Below are 18,053 nucleotides of genomic sequence, written 5' to 3'. Positions count from 1 at the left end.
TATACCGGCCGGGGGCATTAACAAGGCCCGGCTTGCTATCTAACATCACTGTGCGTACTGATCCATGTACTTTAATACCAGATCTTCATATATACCCTCTGTCTTTACCAGTTTTAGAGCAGCCCTTATGTCATCTGCATATTCCAAAACCGGTGAGGTTTTGGCAACTGCTATCCATGAGCGTTCTCCAGGCATGAAAAACGGAGACACATTCACCGGCATACCAAGCTTACCTAACGTGTAGATGCCAATGAGTTCAGGCACCACCACAACATCCACCCGACCTCTCTCCATCATCCACATCAAATTCTCATACCGAGGCGCGGGCTCTTTACGTAACTGTTCATCGCTATCAAAACGCCTGAAGTAAGTAGAGCCCTCAAGAACCCCAATGGTTTTACCATAAAGATCCGAATAGCGCTCAATGCGGTTCGCCTCATCAAAGTACAGAAACAATCGGCGATCCGCCGGGAAAGCCGGAGCAACGAAGGCCATATATTTTTCTCTTTCGGGAGTTTCCCGGGCACCCAGCATAAGGTCCACCTCACCCTGCTGGACCAGTTTCAGCACTCTGCGAAAGGGCACTTCCCTGTAATGCGCTTTCCAGCCGAGCCGGTCCGTGATCTCCTTAAAGATCTCCACGTAAAGACCCGAGGGACTGCTGCCCTGAATAATCCGGTAAGGCGGCGCATGGTTGGCACCTACTGTTACTGTCAATGCACGAACTGTCTCGGTACCTTGCTGTGCAGCCGCTGAAAACGCTATCGCTGCCAGCATGGCGGCCATCAGTAATCGCATTGTATTTTGTCTCCTGAACACCTTCACAAATCACAACTGTCAATAAAGTCCATACAGAGTATAGACGCTCTCAGATCTATCTGCGCAGGGCTTAACTGCGCAAAGAAGCGGATGCTGCGCTGACCAACGCCACCATCATGTCCCGCAATTAACCTTCAAGATCCGCCAGTCTGTGCTAACTTTTGAGGAACATATCAAAAGGCTGGCTTCTTTTTATGAGTAATCCAAAACACACGCTTTTCTGGATGACCTTTTTTCTGGCGGTTGTTGCCGTTGTTGGCGTGTTGGTTCACAAACCTCTGGCCACCGCATTCATGGCGAACTGGGTCTTCAATCTGTTAATTGTTTGCGTTCTGCTTGTTGGCATCGGCCTCACCTATCGACAGGTGTTCGTGCTGTTCCCCGAACTGCGCTGGATTGCCCAGTTCCGCACCGGCCACTCCGGCCTTTCAGTGCTGGAAGAGCCGCGCCTGCTCAAGCCTTTGGCACGGCAACTAGGTGAAGACGCCAAGCGAGACCGCTTCACCCTCTCGACCATGTCACTTCGAACGGTTCTGGATGGCATTCATTCAAGAATGGATGAGCAGCGTGAGATCACACGCTACTTCATCAACTTACTGGTTTTTCTCGGTCTTCTCGGTACTTTCTGGGGTTTGCTGGGCACCATCAATGCGGTTGGCGAGGTCATTACCAACCTGGATATGGGCCAGGGTGATTTCGGCAAGGTGTTTGCTGATCTTCAAACAGGGCTATTAACGCCCTTGCAAGGCATGGGCACGGCATTCAGCTCATCACTACTTGGCCTTGGCGGCTCACTGATACTGGGCTTTCTCGATATTCAGGCCGGCCATGCGCAGAACCGTTTTTACGACGGCCTGGAAGAATGGCTAACCGGTGTGACCAATCTTCTGGACCCGTTCACCAGCTCTGAACAACAGCCATGATCGGGTCCAGACGTCGAAGCCGAAGCAGCACTAACGTATGGCCGGGGTATGTCGATGCACTCTCGGCCTTGCTGATGCTGGTCATTTTCATGCTGTTAATCTACGTGGTCAGCCAGCTTTTTCTGTCTCAGACCCTCTCTGACCGCAACTCCGAATTGGCCCGGCTGAACCAGCGCCTGAACGAAATATCGCAACTGCTGGGGCTGGAACAAAGCAAAACGGAAGCTCTGGAGCAGCAAATGCTCACCGTTCAGAGCAACTTCAGTGACAGCCTGGCTGAGAATGAAGGCCTCCAGGACCGCCTGGAAGCTACCCGAAACCAGCTGATGCAGCAGACCGCTGATGCCGAAGCCAGAGCAGAAAGGCTGGCGAACATGAATCAGGAACTGGATGACAAAGCTGAGCTGTCCATCAGCCAGCAAAACATGATCCTGCGGCTATCCAATCAGATCGCCTCGTTGCAAAACCAGCTGCGGCAGATAACCGCTGCTTTGAAGCTGCAAAAGAAAATGACTGCAGATAAAGAAGGCGAGCTGGAGAACGTCAGCCAACGCCTGAATACCCTGCTGGCCGAGCGTGTCAATCAGCTGGAGCAGTATCAGTCTGAATTCTTCTCACGGTTGCGGAATATTCTGGCGGCCAATGAGAACATCCGGGTTGTGGGCGACCGCTTCCTGCTGCCCTCGGAACTGCTGTTTGCATCCGGATCTGCCCAGCTGGGTGCTGAAGGCATGCGCGAGCTCGACAAACTGGCCGGAGTACTGCTCGATGTGGTCGAAACCATTCCGGAAGACCTCGACTGGATTCTCCGCATCGACGGCCATACCGACAGGATTCCCATCAATACACCCAGATTCCCCTCCAACTGGGAACTCTCAACCGCCCGCGCCGTAGCAGTGGTTCGCTATCTGGCGAATCAGGACGTGCCGCAAAACCGCATGGTCGCAGCCGGGTTTGGCGAGTTCTTTCCGGTCGCGGATGCCACCACACCAGAGGCCCTTCAGAAAAACCGGCGTATCGAGATCAAGCTGACGGATCGCTAATCCTGAGTATGCTCCAGAAGGGCATAAACGGTGGCAGTGTAAGGGGCTTCGATACCGAGAGCTTCAGAGCGGCGGAGCACGGCTCCTGCAATACTATCCAGCTCCAGTGGGCGGCCTTTCTCCTTATCCACCAGCATCGACGTTTTGATCGCATTAAAGCTGCTGATCAGATCGAACATCTCGTCTACATCCGTTTTGCCAAGCTCGACGCCATCAGCCTTTGCGGCAGCAGCGGTCTCTGCCATCATCCCGTACACGACCCTACTGAACCGCGGGTGCCGGGTCAGGCTTTGAGTATCCAGGCCCGTAAGGGCAGAAATCGGATTGACGCCATTATTGATCACCAGCTTGCGCCAGAGCTCGTAACGAATATCGTCTGAAATCGCCGTGGGAATACCAGCCTTCTCAAAGGCAGTTTTCAGGGTCTCCAGGAGCGGGCGGCGAGCATCCTGGAGACCCGGAACACACGGCCATTCCCCCATGACTATCTGCGCCACGCCTTCGGCCTCAACAACACCAGGCTCAACAATGTGGCCACCGATCCGCACAGCCAGGCCTCCCAGAACGCGGGTATCACCCAGCACACGAGCGAAAAGTGGCTCGTTATCCACACCATTTTGCAACGACAAAACCGGCACCTCACACTGCGCCAACCATTGCCCAAGCTCGTCTAACACCGTTTGTGTTGCGGTGGATTTAAGTGCAATTAAAATGACATCAAAATCAGAAGGCCGGTAATTGTCCATTAGTGCAGCGTGATCAACCGCCGGCACCTTGCACTGTATCCGCCGCTCTTCATAGAGAACCACGAGCCCGTTTTTCTGCATGGCTGAAAGATGCTCACCGCGTGCTGTCAGAACAACCCGATGACCGGTTTCAACCAGTCGAGCGCCATAATATCCGCCAACCCCACCTGCGCCGATTATGAGTATGCTGAGCATCAATAAACCCTCGTTCCTATTCTTCAAGTTGTCAGCTTGCGGTCACTGAAGACCAGCAGGGCAATCATAATGGCTTGCAGAGCAACCAACGTGCCGAATGCAACCTGATACCCCTCTACCGGATAGGCACCAGACTCTGTGGTACCCCAGGCGCCGATAACGACTCCGACACCCCACTGAAAAACAAACGCTGCGATGAAAACCAGCAAGTTGAGAGCGGTGCTGGCTCGGCCCGTCAAATTGCTGTCAAAGTGACCTGACAACAAGGAAAATATCGTGGCAGACGAAGAGCCTAAAAAACCCATCGAGGCCATGAACAGAGGTAGCATCGGCACCTGCCAGCCCGAGGCCATGGCTGCAACCATGCTCATAAACAGTGTCATGAGCACCGCAATAACGGGCACCGGACGAACGCCGTGCCTGAGTAGCCACGCCAGAATGAAGCCAAGGCTTAGAAACCCGGTTCCCATTCCCAATGCCATGAACATCAAGGCTGTTGCGACCTGGCCGGGGTCCTGCAGCATAATGTCACGTAGCCAAGGGGCAGCCCAGAGTGTGGCAATAGCCATAGATGAGCCGGTAAACACCGCAGCTACCGGAGCAATGCGCCAGAAAAAACGATCGCACAATACCTGTTTCAGACCACCAACCAGAGCACCAAAATGGACATCCTTAAGGGGCCCCCGGTGCTCAGGCACTACTATAAAGATTAACGCGGACAGTATCAGGGTCATTGCCGCCAACCCCATGAACAACTGCCGCCAGCCAGTAAATTCCAGCATCCACGCTACAGGTACAGTAGCTGCGAGAGCCCCCAACGCCCCGAAAGCCATGAGGCTGCCATTCAGCATTGGCAGTTGGTCCGGCCGGAACCAAAGCGCAAACGCCTTGAACGACGCCATCAGGCAGCAGGCCACCCCTACACCGATCAGTAATCGGCCCAACGTCAAGGCCGTAAGGCTGTCGGCCAGAGAGAATACAACCGCGCCCAGAGCCGCGACCAGCAACAGTGAGGCTTCAACCCGCCTGGGCCCAAAGCGATCCAACAGCATGCCAACCGGCAACTGAACCACAGCGAATGCGAGAAAGTAGGTGCTGGTCAGCAGACCAAGCTGACTTGCGGACAAGCCCAAATCGACCATCAGTTCATCAGCGATAACAGCATTGATGGCACGATAAAGGTAGGACGCGAAATAGCCGATAGCGAATGGCAAAAAAATGCTCAAAGCAACTGTTCGCGTCTGTGTTATCGACGTCACTTCAGGCTGCATCATGACCATCCCAGATTTTCCCTGGCGCCTGACTTAACAGGTAGGACGCTGATTTTATACGTTCTTTAACTAACGAAAGCTTTCTATGCTGTTTTGGCCTCTCTGATCCAGTCAGAGAGGCCGAGCCTAATCCCTTAAACAAATTTACCGCTTAAAGTGCCTAAGCCCTGATAGCGAACTGTGAAGGCATCACCCTTATCAACCTGAACCGCTGCTGTAATCGCTCCAATCATGATGAAGCTGCCAGCGGGCAAGCTCTCTCCACGCTCCCCCATCATATTGGCCAGCATGGCTACGGAAGCGGCAGGATGCCCCAGCACTGCGGCTCCTGCACCAGTCTGAACCACTTCGCCGTTGACTTCCATTACAACGCCGATGTTCTTCAGGTCAACATCTGCAATGTCTGCCATACGCCCGCCAGTTACAAAACGGCTGGAGGAGGAGTTGTCTGCAATCACGCTCTTGAGATCGAACTTGAAATCTTTGTAGCGCGAATCGATTACCTCAACTGCAGGCATCACGAAATCGGTGGCGCGCAGCACATCGCCTATGTGTACACCCGGGCCTTTCAGTTCGTCCTTAAGCACAAAGGCCAGTTCCGCTTCAATCTTTGGGTGAATCAGCTCATCATGCTTGATTTCGCCCCCCTCAGGAACGCTGAAGTAATCAGCCAGAAAACCATAGCAGGGCTGCTCAACGCCCATCTGCGCCATTTTAGCCCAGGAAGTGAGCCCCATCTTCATGCCAACGATTTTATGGCCGCGCTCTTCCTTACGGCGACGCATTTCCCACTGGATGTCGAAGGCATCCTTGTAGGTCATTTGCGGATAGTCATCAGTAATCTTGGTGATCTCATAGGCTTCGAGTTCAGCTTTCTCGCAGTGGGCCGCCAACTCTTCAATCTGCGCCTGGGTCAGTTTGTTCTCATATGCTTCAGTCATCAGATCAATCCTTTTTCTTTAGCCATGGTCAACGCCAGGTCTTCAATCATGTCTTCCTGCCCACCCACTGTGCCCCGACGACCAAGCTCTACCAGAACGTCACGGGCTGAGACGCCGTACTTTTTCTCTGCCCGCTCGGCGAACAGCAAGAACGAGGAGTAAACTCCCGCATAGCCCAGGGTCAGTGCGTTGCGGTCCACACGAATCGGCTGATCCATCATGGGCACCACAAGGTCTTCGGCTACATCCATAATCTTGTACAGATCAACACCCGTCTCTACGCCCATGCGATCAAGCACGGCACAGAACACTTCAAGTGGCGTGTTACCAGCGCCCGCACCCAACCCTGCAACAGACCCATCAATACGGGATGCGCCCGCCTCTATTGCTGCCAGAGAGTTGGCTATACCCATGCCCAGGTTGTGATGGCCGTGGAAGCCAATTTCGATATTGGAGGGCAGCTCGGAGCGCAACAAACCTATATGTGCCGCAACATCATCAGGCAACATATATCCTGCAGAATCAGTGGCGTAAATGCAGTTAGCGCCATAGCCAACCATCAGCTTGGCCTGCTCCAGAATCTTCTCCGGGCTAACCATGTGCGCCATCATCAGGAAGCCAACGGTGTCCAATTCCATCTTGGCTGCCATGCCGATGTGCTGTTCTGACACGTCGGCCTCAGTGCAATGGGTAGCCACCCGGATGGTAGAGACACCCAGATCCCTGGCCATTTTCAGATGGTCAACGGTACCGATGCCCGGCAGTAGCAACGCCGAAATTTTGGCATTTTTCATCTTTGGCACTACCGCGCTGAGGTACTCCTCATCACTGTGAGCCGGAAAGCCATAGTTCAGTGAGCGCCCACCAAGGCCGTCACCGTGTGTGACTTCAATCAGCGGCATGCCCGCTTCATCCATGGCCGTGGAAATACTTACCATTTCGTCAAGGCTAATTTGATGACGCTTGGCGTGCATGCCGTCGCGCAAACTCATGTCGTGCAACGTGACTTTTTTACCGTTCAGATTCATTGTCATTTCTCCCGCTTAGCCGCGTGCCGGTAGTTTGATGGTGCCGTTGGCTGCTTCTTCAGCAAACATCTCGGCGGTGCGCAGTCCGGCGGCCGTCATGATGTCCAGATTGCCTGCGTACTTGGGAAGGAAATCACCCAGCCCTTCCACTTGCATGTAGCAGCTGACCTTTTTGCCATCAAAGATTGGCCCATTGACCAGGGTGTAACCCGGAACGTACTTTTGTACCTCCTTTACCATGGCGTGAATGGAGTCCGTAATGGCGGCTTGGTCCGGCTCACTTTCAGTGAGGCAGTGGATGGTATCGCGCATCATCAGCGGTGGCTCGGCCGGGTTGATAATGATGATTGCCTTACCTTCTTTGGCACCGCCCACTTTTTCCACGCCGCCAGCAGTGGTGCGGGTGAACTCATCGATATTCTGGCGTGTGCCCGGACCCACAGAACGTGAAGACACAGTTGCAATGATCTCGCCATAGGCTACCGGCTGAACACGGCTTACAGCTGCCACCATTGGTATGGTGGCCTGGCCACCACAGGTAACCATGTTGACGTTCATCTCCAGGTTCTTGGCATGGTCTGCCAGATTCACCGGTGGCACGCAGAATGGCCCCACAGCAGCCGGAGTCAGGTCAATCATGATCACACCCAACTCATTCAGCTTGCGGCTGTTCTCGGCGTGGACGTAAGCTGATGTCGCATCAAAAGCAACGCGGATATCATCTTCAATGATATGTTCCAGAACACCATCCACTCCGGTTGAGCAAGTTTTAATACCCATTTCGGCAGCACGTTTAAGGCCTTCGGATTCAGGATCAATACCTACCATCCAGACGGGCTCAATCCATTCGGAACGCTGCATTTTCATCAGCAGATCGGTACCGATGTTGCCTGGGCCAATGATGACCGCTTTGAGTTTCTTGTTCATATTCGTAATCCTGTTATCAATGGGGCCGGTCAGATAAAGCGAACAGACGCGCTGCCGATTCCGCCAACGCTCACACTCATGAAGTCACCAGCCTGTACTGGCTCCAGAGGTACCAGTGAACCTGACAAAATCACCTCACCGGCTTTCAGTGGAATTCCAAACTGCCCCAAGGTGTTCGCCAACCAGGTAACACAAGTAACCGGGCTACCCAGGGCTGCTGCGCCCGCACCGGTGCTGATAATGGAGCCGTTCTTTTCCACTACCATGCCGCAGGTAGCCAGATCCACCTTGCGTGGGTTGACTGCTCGATCACCCAGCACAAACACACCGCAGGATGCGTTGTCGGCCACTGTGTCCTGAATTTTGATTTCCCAGTTTTCAATGCGGGAGTCGACCACTTCAAAACAGGGAAGAACGCAATCCGTTGCTGCCAGCACATCCGCTGCCGTCAGACCGGGGCCCAACAGATCTTTTTTCAGAATGAAGGCTATTTCCCCTTCTGCCTTTGGCTGCATCAGGCGATCAGAAATCTGGACTTCCTCGCCCTGGCTATAGGCCATCTTGTCAGTGAGGTAACCAAAGTCCGGCTGACCAACTTTGAGCATGTTTTGTACAGCCTTGGAGGTCAGGCCGATCTTTTTGCCGATCACCTTTTCTCCCGACTCGATACGACGCTCCAGAACCCGAAGTGAGATGTTGTATGCATCGCCAAGGGTGATATCGCTAAAACGCTCGGTTAGCGGTCGAACGGCAACGCGGTCGACCATGGCCTGATAGAGTTCATCACCACAAAGCTGAATCTGTTGCTTATCCATATCGGTTCCTCAGAGTTTGATGCAGATGTTTTTGGTTTCAGAGTAGAACTCAAGACCGTGTACACCACCCTCGCGGCCCAACCCAGACTGCTTGGCGCCACCAAACGAGGTGCGCAAATCCCGTAGGAACCAGGAGTTCACCCAGGCCAGACCAACCTCCATCTGCTCCGCCACACGAATGGCGCGGGCTGAGTTTTCTGTCCAGATTGCACAGGCCAGGCCGTAATTGGTGTCATTGGCCAGCGCGATGGCTTCGTCTTCGGTATCAAACGGACGGATGTGGCAGCAAGGGCCGAAAATTTCTTCGCGGATAACGCGAGCATCTTCCGGTAAGCCGGTCCAAATGGTTGGCTCAATCCAGGCACCCTCATTCAGCTCAGCACCCATATCCGGGATGCCACCGCCGATCTCAACGGTTGCGCCTTCTTCTCGGGCCAGGTCGTAGTAGCTCTTTACTTTTTCCCGATGCTCGAGACTGACCAGTGGTCCGAAGTTGGCCTCAGGGTCTTCCGGGCGGCCCAGCTTCAGTTTGGCGACCTCTTCCTTCATCCGGGCGAGGAACTTATCGAAAATCGAACGCTCTACATACACTCTCTCGGTACCCAGGCAGACCTGGCCACAATTCACGAACGCTGAGCGCATGGTTCCTTCAACGGCTTTTTCGAGATCGCAGTCGGCAAATACGAGGCCTGGGTTCTTTCCGCCACACTCCATGGAAACGTTGCGCAGCCCTACTGAAGCCGCTTTCATAATGACTTCACCGGTGCGGGTTTCACCGGTGAAAGTAATCGCATCGACCAGTGGATGAGTGGTCAAAAACGCTCCGGCCGAATCCGGTCCAAAACCGTGCACCACGTTAAACACGCCAGGCGGGACACCACACTCGTTCATCACTTCGCCAAGCAGAGTGGCCGTCGCGGGCGTTTCTTCCGACGGTTTAACCACCACAGTGTTACCACAGGCCAGAGCTGGCCCTACTTTAAAAGTCATCAGCAGCAGCGGCAGGTTCCATGGGGAAACAACAGCGACAACACCCTTTGGCGTACGGTGGCCTACGTTCAAAGCGCCTGCCCCGTCCGGGGTGTCCATCCGGAAACCTTCTGTCGGATGACTCATGGATTCGGCAAACTCTTTGAAGTTAGCCGCCCCCCGGGGAATATCTATATGGCTGGCCATGGAACGTGGCTTACCGGTATCAAGGCACTCAGCTTCGAGAAACTCATCAAAACGTTCATTGATACGATCTGCAATCTTGTAAAGCATTTCCGACCGCTGCTTCTGCGTCATTTTGCCCCAAGGGCCCTTCAGGGCAGCCTTGGCAGCTCGAACAGCGGTATCAACCTCTGCTTCGCCCGCCTCATGAACGTTACCAATGAGACTGTTGTCTACAGGGCTGCGGTTTTCGAATAACTTTCCACTGGCAGAGGGCACATACTCGCCATTGATAAAGTGCTTGAATTCTTTCATGGCTCACCTTTCTTGTTAGCTACATCTGCGCACTGCCGCAGCGTTCTGGTTTTGTCGAGTGGCACGGAAGCTCTGCAAAAGTTGCGCTGCGCATGCCGTCTGGTTGAACTTAGTATAACTTTGCAAAAACGGGATAAAACCACCTGAAACGGGGTCTTAAGTTCCCATAATCGGGAACTCTGAAGGCGCCAAAGCCTTTTCCAGGGCTAGGCATTCCCCTCTCCGCCGCTCACCTTCGCCATAACAAAATCAATAAAGGCGCGCGTTTTTAGAGGCAAATTATCCCTGTGCGGATACATCATATGCATGGTGCGTTTTTCCATTGACCACTCAGGAAGTAGCTGCACCAACTCACCACTTCCCAGCTCACGCTCTACCACGTAACGCGGCACACAGCATGCTCCAAGCCCTTGTTTAACTGCATCCAGTGCAAAGTTGATTTCATCTGTACGAATATGAGCATGAGGGGTAAAGGTTTCGGCATTACCATCACCACATTGAAACCGCCAGAAAGCCGATCGCTTCAGCACTATCAGCGGAAGCTCAGAAAGCTCGGCAGGCTGTTTGGGTTGAGAGTAATGGCTCATCATCTCCGGGGCAGCCACTATCAGCATTTCCGTGCTCATAAGCGGCCGGGATATCCAATCATTGAGAGTCACAGACCCCAGACGAAAAGCTATATCGATGCTGTTCGTTACCAAATCCACATTCTGGTTGCTGAGAAACATTTCCACGCTCACCCGTGGATTTAATTCCATGAACTCAAATACCCAGGCCTTCACCTTGTGGTGCCCCAAAGCAATCGGCGCTGTAATCTTGATGTCTCCCGAAAGTGACGAAAGCTCACTGTTCACGTCTTCCGAGCGCAACTCAAGCTCACTCATTATTGGAGAAAGACTGTTGTAGAAGCGCTGCCCTGACTCAGTCAGGCCAAATTTCTTTGAGCTTCGGTGAACCAGTTTATAGCCAAGCTGTTGTTCAAAAGCCTGTAAGCGGCGGGAAAGGGTTGAAGTGGGAATATCCAGATAGCGGGCAGCGGAAATCAGGCTTCCCTTTTCAACAACCTTAATAAAATAGAACAAGTCCTGATAATTCATATTGTTCTTCTCAATAATGAAATCATGCTATCCCGCATATCCCGTAGACAAATATCTGCGCCGGCTTATATTTGACAGCCACTGTGTTTGCCTTCTCATGGCTACTGGAGATCATTTTGAAACTATTCGTCGTCGACCAATCCCCTGTGCAAGGACTGCCTAGCGATACCACTCCCACAGCCATAACGGTCGACTTGGCTCGCGCCTGTGACCGGCTCGGCTACCATCGCTACTGGCTGGCCGAGCATCACAACAGTGTTAATTTTGCCGGCCCCTGCCCTGAGATTCTGGTCAGCCACATCGCAAGCGTGACAGAACACATTCGCGTTGGTAGTGGCGGCGTTATGCTGAGCCATTACAGCCCCTACAAAATCGCCGAGCAATTCAGCATGTTGGAAACCCTGTACCCTGGGCGCATAGACCTGGGGATTGGCCGTGCGCCCGGCGGCGACGAACTGGCCTCATACGCTCTGGCTTATCCGGCCCGTCCCAACTCGGGCAACTACCCAGAGCAAGCCTGGCTTTTACAGGGTTTGCTACACAACACACTGCCAGACGATCATCCCTACAAAACCCTGCAAGTGATGCCTGGCCAACCCGCTGCCCCACAAACCTGGATGCTTGCCTCCGGCAGCGGCAGTAGTAGCCTTGCAGGACAACTGGGCATGAAAATGACCCTCGCGTTGTTTATCAGTCCTGATCCTGCCCCTCCCAGTGTGATTGCCGAGTACCAGCAGGCATGGCGCGATGCAGGTCACTCAGGCAAGCCCGAAGCCAACATCGCAGTTGCGGCTCTTTGTGCTGACAGCCGTGAAGAGGCTGAATACCTGGCCGCCCCTTCTGTGTACTGGAAAGTAAAAGCCTTCCGGCATGGCATTCGCGAAGTCGTCAAAGCACCCGATGAAGCCCTGCGCCTGAAAGAGCAGTTGAGTCCGGCCGACCAGGACTTCTTCGATGCAGTACTGAATTCAATGGTCTTGGGTAACGAAGACGAATGCGCCGAGACAATCGTACGCATTGCAGACCAGTACCAATCGAATGAAGTCGGTGTTATCACTGTGACTCACGACTACCAGCATCGCCTGTCCAGTTACGAGCGGCTAGCCAGCGCCCTGCTCTAAGCTAAACCACCCGAAAACCAGTGCCCTTTACACTACGTTAGCAACAAGGCTTGAACCCTCGCTTGTTTCCTGAGAGTTCAAGCCTCCGGCCTTAAAACACCTTGGTAAGGTGCACTCGCAGCAAGGCGCCTTCTGGCCCTGCTTCGTTGTTGTATTCCTGGTAAAAAGCCGCATTCAAGCCAAGCCCATAATTGGGCCAAAAATAGCCAGCTTCCGCGCCAAGGGCATGCTTCTCGGCCTTATCCGCAGAGCCTCCTTTATTACGCTCTAACTGCCAGGCTTCATAGCCCACCAAGCCGACATCAAGCCCGTTACTCAAGCGGTGACTCAGGGCCCACTCAATCAGATAGCTGTCCCCGGGTGTAACGTCGGTGTCATCCTGTTCAGTTTTGATCTCGTAGCGGGAAAGTGCTGAAAAAGACCAGCGCTTGTCCGGATCAAAATGCCAGGATCCCCCCAGGGTGAGCATGGTGGTGCCATAGCCCTTGCCGATTGATGCGGGCTCCGTTGCATCGAAGCTTGCGGTATCGAACCAGTGGCCCGCTGCAAACACTGCATCCCATTGCTGTCCGTGCCAGCCCAGAACAACCGGCCCAATGAAGATGTCACCAAGACCACTATCGCTATCCTTAACACCCAGCCCTCTGAAGTTCAGAGAGGTGTCCTGCAACGGGATTATGGCTTCCATTCCGTAGTTGGCCCCCAGAAAGGTTTTATCCGTGATCCAGATAAACCGGTTGGCCAGCGCCGTCACCTCACCCGTATTCTTTCCAGGCGCTTTGTTACCTTGGCCATCTCGCAGGTTGTCTATATCGTAGTGCACCAGATAACCACGATAGTAAACGCCGGGCGGTGGCACCGCGGAGCCACCTATGCCTTCCACACCGGGGACATAGTGGCCATTGGCAGCCAGTGCTGGAGATGAAAGTGGGGCTGCAGCTAACAGTCCAGCCAGGGTCAGTGCTTTTTTGTATCTCATTGATGCTTCCTTTTTTGTAATTGTTGGAAATTTTGTTTTCGAGTCAGCGCCCGAGTTTTTTCGCAGACTGCCCTGCAATACCAAAGTGCTGCTTGGGCATTTCGGTGATCATCACCCGTATGCGTTCCATAGGCGCATCCAGTGAGCGGGCCATGGCTTCGCTCACTTCCCGGATCAGCGTTTCTTTTTGCTCATCACTGCGGCCTTCAATGATATAAAGCTGTGCAATTGGCATAACCTCTCCTTATTTCGCTACGAACCGGCACCCTACTCAGCTTTTTACAGCGACCGGTGATTACATCACCGGTCGTCGTGGAAGGATGCTCGCTGTGTATCGTTGACGGATCAGGTCAATACAGACAGAAATCGCTCATTCAGCGCACGGTCGTGATAGAAAATGGCTTTGCCCAACTCCTCGGCGTCCCAGGTTACTGGCTCGTGGTCCGGGTAGTGGTAGTCGCCACCAGCGAATACTTCGTTCCGGTTGCCGGAGGGATCGAAGAAGTAGATAGTCTGGCCGTGGGTCAGGCCATGGCGGGTAGGGCCGATATCAATAGAGGTGTCAGTCATTGACAGCAAATCTGCTGCCTTGAGAACATCCTGCCAGGTTTCCAGGAAAAACGAAGCGTGGTGGAACTTGGCCGGCTCCTCGTGATGAATAAAGGCCACATCGTGAGCCTTCATGCTGGCAGTCAGGAACTGCGCAACCCGCTTGCCATCTGGAGCTATTACTTGCTCGGCCAGTTCAAACCCAAGCACGTCGCGGAACAAATCCAGAGTTTCATCAAGATTCGGGCCATAGAGCAGGCAATGGTCAAAACGCGTTGCTTTCATGCCTTCAAGGCCCATCGGCCAGGCTTCCGGGTTGTGATTGCCAACGCCCCACTTGCCAGTCTGCTTTTTGGTGGCAAAAACCTCGAAGGCGTGGCCAGTGGGTGCAATAAACCTTACCCGACGGCCACAATCCTTGAGCTCACCTTCGGGAACATCCTCAACCTCACAACCAAACTCGGCCAGCTCACCACGTAATTGGTCAACCACTTCCTCGCTCAAGCACTTGAACCCCATGAAATCCATGCCAGGCTCATCTGCTTGTCTAAGTACGACGGAGAACTTATCCACTTCCGTCCAACCCTTGAGATACACACGGCCTTGGTCATCGCGATCCACTTCGATCAGACCCAGAAGGTCCTTGTAGTGTTTGACGGCTTCATCCATATCGAGAACACGGATCTGGACGTGGCCGGGACGCATTACACCCTTTCTCATGATAATTACCTCATTGCTCTTGTTGTTGTGTAGTTGTTGTAGTGTGCTCACGCGTGAGGCGTGAGCGTGGCCGCAGGCTGCGGCCGGCATTCAACAATCAGATCAGTCAGTGGGTAGATGCGGCAGGCCAACACCTCACCCTTTGCCTGGGCTTCTTCGGGCGCATGGACCCGGCTCATCTTTCCACATTCGTAATCGCCACTGAGTACGGTTACCTTACAGAAGCCACAACCCCCGCCTCTGCAGCCAACCGGTACACACTTCAGCCCTTGGCTCTCCATAGCCTTGAGTACACTCTGGCCTGCTTTACAGTGAAACGACTGACCGCTGCACTGCTCGGTGATCTGAAAGAACTCACCCATGGCACAGCCCTCAAATCTTTTTGAACAAGGCAGAACGCTGGGCGTCTTCTGCTCCGTCAGCCGCTGTGAGAAACTTCTCCATGAAAATATCCCGTTCAAACAAACGTCCCTGCATGAGCGTTGTAAGCGCAGCATCAATCATTGGAGGAGGGCCACAGAGATAGGCTTTCCGCCCGGAAAACCGACCATCAAAATGCATTTTTGCGGCATCGTGAACGTATCCTTTGAACCCTTGCCAATCTGCATCATCTTCCGCCTGGCTCAGCGCAGGCACATAGGTGAAGTTCTCATGGTCACGGGCCAGCCCTTCAAACAGCTCACGGTTATACAGTTCTGCAGTATTACGGGCGCCTTGAAATAGCACCATCTGCCGACCATCACCCTGCTCTAGCAAGTCCAGAATCATGCACTGGGGGCTGGATAGCCCTGAGCCTCCAGCAATAAATATGAGGTCTCCCGGCTGGGAATTGCGCACAAAAAACTGCCCGTAAGGTCCTGACAGTTTCAGTGTGTCGCCTTCTTTCAACTCTTGGTGAATGAAAGACGTTACTGCGCCGCCTTCGACGAGGCGAATATGCAGTTCAACTTCATCTGGCCTGCTGGGAGGATTTGCCAGTGAAAAGGCTCTGGGACCACTAACTCCAGGCAAATAGAGGTTAATGTACTGGCCGGATTGAAAAGTCATACCCCGATCCAGCTTGAGGTGCACACCTTTAATGGTAGGGGACAGATCGACAATTTGAGTGACGGTAGCCTGGTAATCCTCCACCGGATGGCCCTCAAAGTCCTCGTCCACATCAATATCAGCTTCGATGGTGACGTCACTTTCCAGTGTCGCGCAGCAAGCAAGAACCTTTCCCTCTTCGCGCTCGCTGTCCATCAAGGCAAATGAAGACGCTTCACCCAAATCCACATCACCGTCGAGCACCTGCACCTTGCAGGTTCCACAGGTCCCGTGGCCACAAGCGAAGGGTAGCCAGACACCGTGGCGTAATGCCGCCTGGAGTATCGTCTGGCCGTCTTCAACGTCAATCTCTTCACCAATCGGCTCAATGGTTACGGTATGGCTCATAGCTCACCTCTCAGGACGCTGAACCCTGGATACCTTCCAGGCCCGGTGTAGTCACAGTCAGCATGCTTTTGTGATCAATTCCACTGCCAATCAACGTAGCAGCAGGGTCCGGGGTGAAGGCTTCTTCGTTAAGACGCCATTGGGCATTCAGGAAATCAGCTTTTTCAGCATCCGGGTGCGCTGCAACAGCGGGCTTGAGTATTTCGTCCACAAATGCGCCAAAGGTCATGTCCGGCGCAACCAGCAAAGCAAAAGGTGCACAGAACATAAGGTGATGGGGCCAATAGACATAAAGCAATTGCATGCCATTGAAATTCTCAACGCGGTCTTTGGGTTCTGCGTGGTACTCGGAAATAGCGTTAACACTCATGGTGCTCTCCTTTTTGTTATATAGGCCCGCCCGGCTCACAACGCAGGGCGGGCAAACCTGGTCAGGCAGCAGTCTTTTTCTCGTTATTCGACTTCAATGGCTTCAGACCTTTGATATCCAGCCAGCGCTGGTGATCCGGTGAGCCGTGATATTCCATGTTGTCGACGCCAGGATTGATGTGGTAATACTTCTCAACAACTGTTGCGACGTCCGCGCCACCACAATTACCCTGGTAAATCTGGTGCACGGGCAGCCACGCCTGGATGTACTTCACTGGCTCATTCTTGAAGATGTCGCAGCAACCGTCAGAGCAGAAGTGATAGCGCTCACCGTCGTGCTTGATCTGGCGATGGCTGAATACCGATGGGTCGTCTTTTTCTGTAAAGATGACCGGTATCTGACACACCTGGCAGAGCTGGGGAAGTGTGTTGTTATAGAAACGACGCCCTTCCTTATGCTCTTTATCCCAGTGCTCAAAGCGGGCACGGTAGTATTTGTCGAAAGTCTCCGGATACTTCTCAGACAACCAGGTCATCTCTTCTTCTTCCGGCATCCAGGTATGGAAGTTGGTTGCCTGGCTATACTGGTAGAAGGTGCTCCAGGCCTGGTGGCTAACGTGGTTTTTGGCCGCGTTGGCAACATCCTGGTACTTGGGCGGACGAATGCCGTAACGCTCCAGGTCCTTGAACAGAGCCCCACCATTCTGCTCGTAGTACACTTCCCACGCTTCAGCCCAGGACATCACCTTGTTGGGCAGCATGTAGTCCATCATCATTCCTACCAGGCTCAGCAGGCGGAAACCGCGCCAGAACCACTTGTCAATCCAGCGCTGAATGATGGGTACGTTGTCTTCGTGCTGCTCAAGAATGAACTTGATCACTTCCAGGCCAAGAGTCATGTGACGGGCTTCATCCGACTGCGCGGAAAACCCGAAAGTGACGGTTGCCATATCGCCGTTATAGGCGGCACCAGACATAAAAGGCACAAACAACAAGTTAGTGAGCACGTATTCGAACGAGAACGAGATTGCAGTCAGGAACTCGAACGGCCCCGCAGAGCGCGCGTCATCGAAGAACGACTTGGGAACTGAGAGGAACCAGATCCTGTCATGCTGGTGCGCGGCATCGTGCAGACCATTAAAGTGCTTGTTGTAATGGCTCATTGCGTGCTGCTGGGTCTGGGAGTGACGTAGTTCGTCAATGGCCTGCATCTGGCAGGCTACCCGGGCACCAGCCCCGCTGAATTGGCGACCAACCCGCGCATATCCCTGAAACGCTGCATACTCAAGCGGTGAAACTCCAGAAAGGAACAATTTCAAGGCATTAACATAACGGGCGTCAGTGATATTCTGATGGCCGTTGTTCTGGGCAAACGCGTCAAAGATCGCGTACAGCTTCTTTTCTTTCTCAGCCTGGTACTTCCAGTAGGCATCCATGGTCAGGCGGAACGGGTCTTCCCACTGGGACCAGTCGGTAATCTTGATGCCCTCAAACTGCTCATCCGGATAAATGTCTTCTTTCTTCTGGTACGTTGGCTCCCACGCCATATCACGTGTGAGGTACTGGTATTTGTCTTTAAGGTTCAGTTTCTTGTTCTTGATAGCCATGT

General features: G+C 53.4%; 19 protein-coding genes. 3 read left to right on the top strand and 16 right to left on the bottom strand.

Annotated features, from left to right (window positions below; genetic code table 11):
• Nucleotides 1–45: 45 nt before the first annotated feature.
• A complete protein-coding gene (locus tag CDH47_RS06595; protein ID WP_100639061.1) occupies nt 46–798 on the bottom strand; it encodes a substrate-binding periplasmic protein in 753 nt (250 codons plus the stop codon).
• Between the two features lie 215 nt (nt 799–1,013).
• Here CDH47_RS06595 and CDH47_RS06590 point away from each other — a divergent pair, with 215 nt between their 5' ends.
• Together CDH47_RS06590 and CDH47_RS06585 are read left to right on the top strand one after the other, a co-directional pair.
• Nucleotides 1,014–1,742, top strand: coding sequence for a flagellar motor protein MotA (locus CDH47_RS06590; protein WP_100639060.1), 729 nt, complete (start codon nt 1,014–1,016; stop codon nt 1,740–1,742).
• Nucleotides 1,739–2,785 (top strand): peptidoglycan -binding protein, encoded by a 1,047-nt coding sequence (locus CDH47_RS06585; RefSeq protein ID WP_100639059.1) that lies wholly within the window; start codon nt 1,739–1,741, stop codon nt 2,783–2,785. The genes CDH47_RS06590 and CDH47_RS06585 overlap by 4 nt, the downstream gene beginning before the upstream one ends.
• Here CDH47_RS06585 and CDH47_RS06580 read toward each other — a convergent pair.
• From CDH47_RS06580 to CDH47_RS06545, 8 genes are all read right to left on the bottom strand, one after another.
• Nucleotides 2,782–3,726, bottom strand: coding sequence for a ketopantoate reductase family protein (locus tag CDH47_RS06580; protein WP_100639058.1), 945 nt, complete (start codon nt 3,724–3,726; stop codon nt 2,782–2,784). The two genes, CDH47_RS06585 and CDH47_RS06580, sit on opposite strands and share 4 nt — an antisense overlap.
• 23 nt (nt 3,727–3,749) lie before the next feature.
• Nucleotides 3,750–5,006 carry an MFS transporter gene (locus tag CDH47_RS06575; protein ID WP_100639057.1) on the bottom strand — a complete coding sequence of 419 codons (1,257 nt, stop codon included), beginning with the start codon at nt 5,004–5,006 and terminating at the stop codon, nt 3,750–3,752.
• Between the two features lie 125 nt (nt 5,007–5,131).
• Nucleotides 5,132–5,938, bottom strand: coding sequence for a 2-oxo-3-hexenedioate decarboxylase (gene dmpH / locus CDH47_RS06570; RefSeq protein ID WP_100639056.1), 807 nt, complete (start codon nt 5,936–5,938; stop codon nt 5,132–5,134).
• A complete protein-coding gene (gene dmpG, locus CDH47_RS06565) occupies nt 5,938–6,966 on the bottom strand; it encodes a 4-hydroxy-2-oxovalerate aldolase (protein ID WP_100639055.1) in 1,029 nt (342 codons plus the stop codon). Before dmpG ends, dmpH begins: the two co-directional genes overlap by 1 nt.
• A gap of 15 nt (nt 6,967–6,981) precedes the next feature.
• Nucleotides 6,982–7,893, bottom strand: a complete 912-nt coding sequence (locus CDH47_RS06560; protein ID WP_100639054.1) for an acetaldehyde dehydrogenase (acetylating) — start codon at nt 7,891–7,893, stop codon at nt 6,982–6,984.
• 29 nt (nt 7,894–7,922) lie between these two features.
• Nucleotides 7,923–8,708, bottom strand: a complete 786-nt coding sequence (gene dmpE, locus CDH47_RS06555; protein ID WP_100639053.1) for a 2-oxopent-4-enoate hydratase — start codon at nt 8,706–8,708, stop codon at nt 7,923–7,925.
• Nucleotides 8,709–8,717: 9 nt separating this feature from the next.
• Entirely contained in the window at nt 8,718–10,175 is a 1,458-nt protein-coding gene (locus tag CDH47_RS06550; RefSeq protein ID WP_100639052.1) for a 2-hydroxymuconic semialdehyde dehydrogenase, read from the bottom strand.
• A gap of 206 nt (nt 10,176–10,381) precedes the next feature.
• Nucleotides 10,382–11,272, bottom strand: a complete 891-nt coding sequence (locus tag CDH47_RS06545) for a LysR family transcriptional regulator (protein WP_100639051.1) — start codon at nt 11,270–11,272, stop codon at nt 10,382–10,384.
• 116 nt (nt 11,273–11,388) lie between these two features.
• Between CDH47_RS06545 and CDH47_RS06540 the strand changes: the two genes are divergently transcribed.
• Nucleotides 11,389–12,393, top strand: coding sequence for an MsnO8 family LLM class oxidoreductase (locus CDH47_RS06540; RefSeq protein ID WP_205077536.1), 1,005 nt, complete (start codon nt 11,389–11,391; stop codon nt 12,391–12,393).
• Between the two features lie 91 nt (nt 12,394–12,484).
• On the opposite strand, the gene CDH47_RS06535 is transcribed toward CDH47_RS06540, so the two are convergent.
• The 7 genes from CDH47_RS06535 to CDH47_RS06505 form a co-directional block, all read right to left on the bottom strand.
• On the bottom strand, nt 12,485–13,372 hold the full coding sequence (locus tag CDH47_RS06535) for a SphA family protein (protein ID WP_100639050.1): 888 nt from the start codon (nt 13,370–13,372) through the stop codon (nt 12,485–12,487).
• 43 nt (nt 13,373–13,415) lie between these two features.
• Complete coding sequence (locus tag CDH47_RS06530; protein ID WP_100639049.1) at nt 13,416–13,607, bottom strand: 2-hydroxymuconate tautomerase; 192 nt, start codon at nt 13,605–13,607, stop codon at nt 13,416–13,418.
• A gap of 110 nt (nt 13,608–13,717) precedes the next feature.
• Nucleotides 13,718–14,641, bottom strand: a complete 924-nt coding sequence (locus tag CDH47_RS06525; protein ID WP_100639048.1) for a catechol 2,3-dioxygenase — start codon at nt 14,639–14,641, stop codon at nt 13,718–13,720.
• 47 nt (nt 14,642–14,688) lie between these two features.
• Complete coding sequence (locus CDH47_RS06520) at nt 14,689–14,922, bottom strand: 2Fe-2S iron-sulfur cluster-binding protein (protein WP_338038006.1); 234 nt, start codon at nt 14,920–14,922, stop codon at nt 14,689–14,691.
• Nucleotides 14,923–15,013: 91 nt separating this feature from the next.
• Nucleotides 15,014–16,075: an NADH:ubiquinone reductase (Na(+)-transporting) subunit F gene (locus CDH47_RS06515; RefSeq protein WP_100639046.1), complete on the bottom strand. Its 1,062-nt coding sequence runs from the start codon at nt 16,073–16,075 to the stop codon at nt 15,014–15,016.
• A 10-nt stretch (nt 16,076–16,085) separates the two neighbouring features.
• Nucleotides 16,086–16,445, bottom strand: a complete 360-nt coding sequence (locus tag CDH47_RS06510) for a phenol hydroxylase subunit P4 (protein WP_100639045.1) — start codon at nt 16,443–16,445, stop codon at nt 16,086–16,088.
• Nucleotides 16,446–16,506: 61 nt separating this feature from the next.
• Complete coding sequence (locus tag CDH47_RS06505) at nt 16,507–18,051, bottom strand: aromatic/alkene/methane monooxygenase hydroxylase/oxygenase subunit alpha (RefSeq protein ID WP_100639044.1); 1,545 nt, start codon at nt 18,049–18,051, stop codon at nt 16,507–16,509.
• Between the last annotated feature and the right edge of the window lie 2 nt (nt 18,052–18,053).

Source organism: Marinobacter salexigens (genome assembly GCF_002806945.1).
Classification (GTDB): domain Bacteria; phylum Pseudomonadota; class Gammaproteobacteria; order Pseudomonadales; family Oleiphilaceae; genus Marinobacter; species Marinobacter salexigens.
Note: the sequence above shows the minus strand (reverse complement) of the source record. Positions and strands in the feature narration are given on the sequence as shown.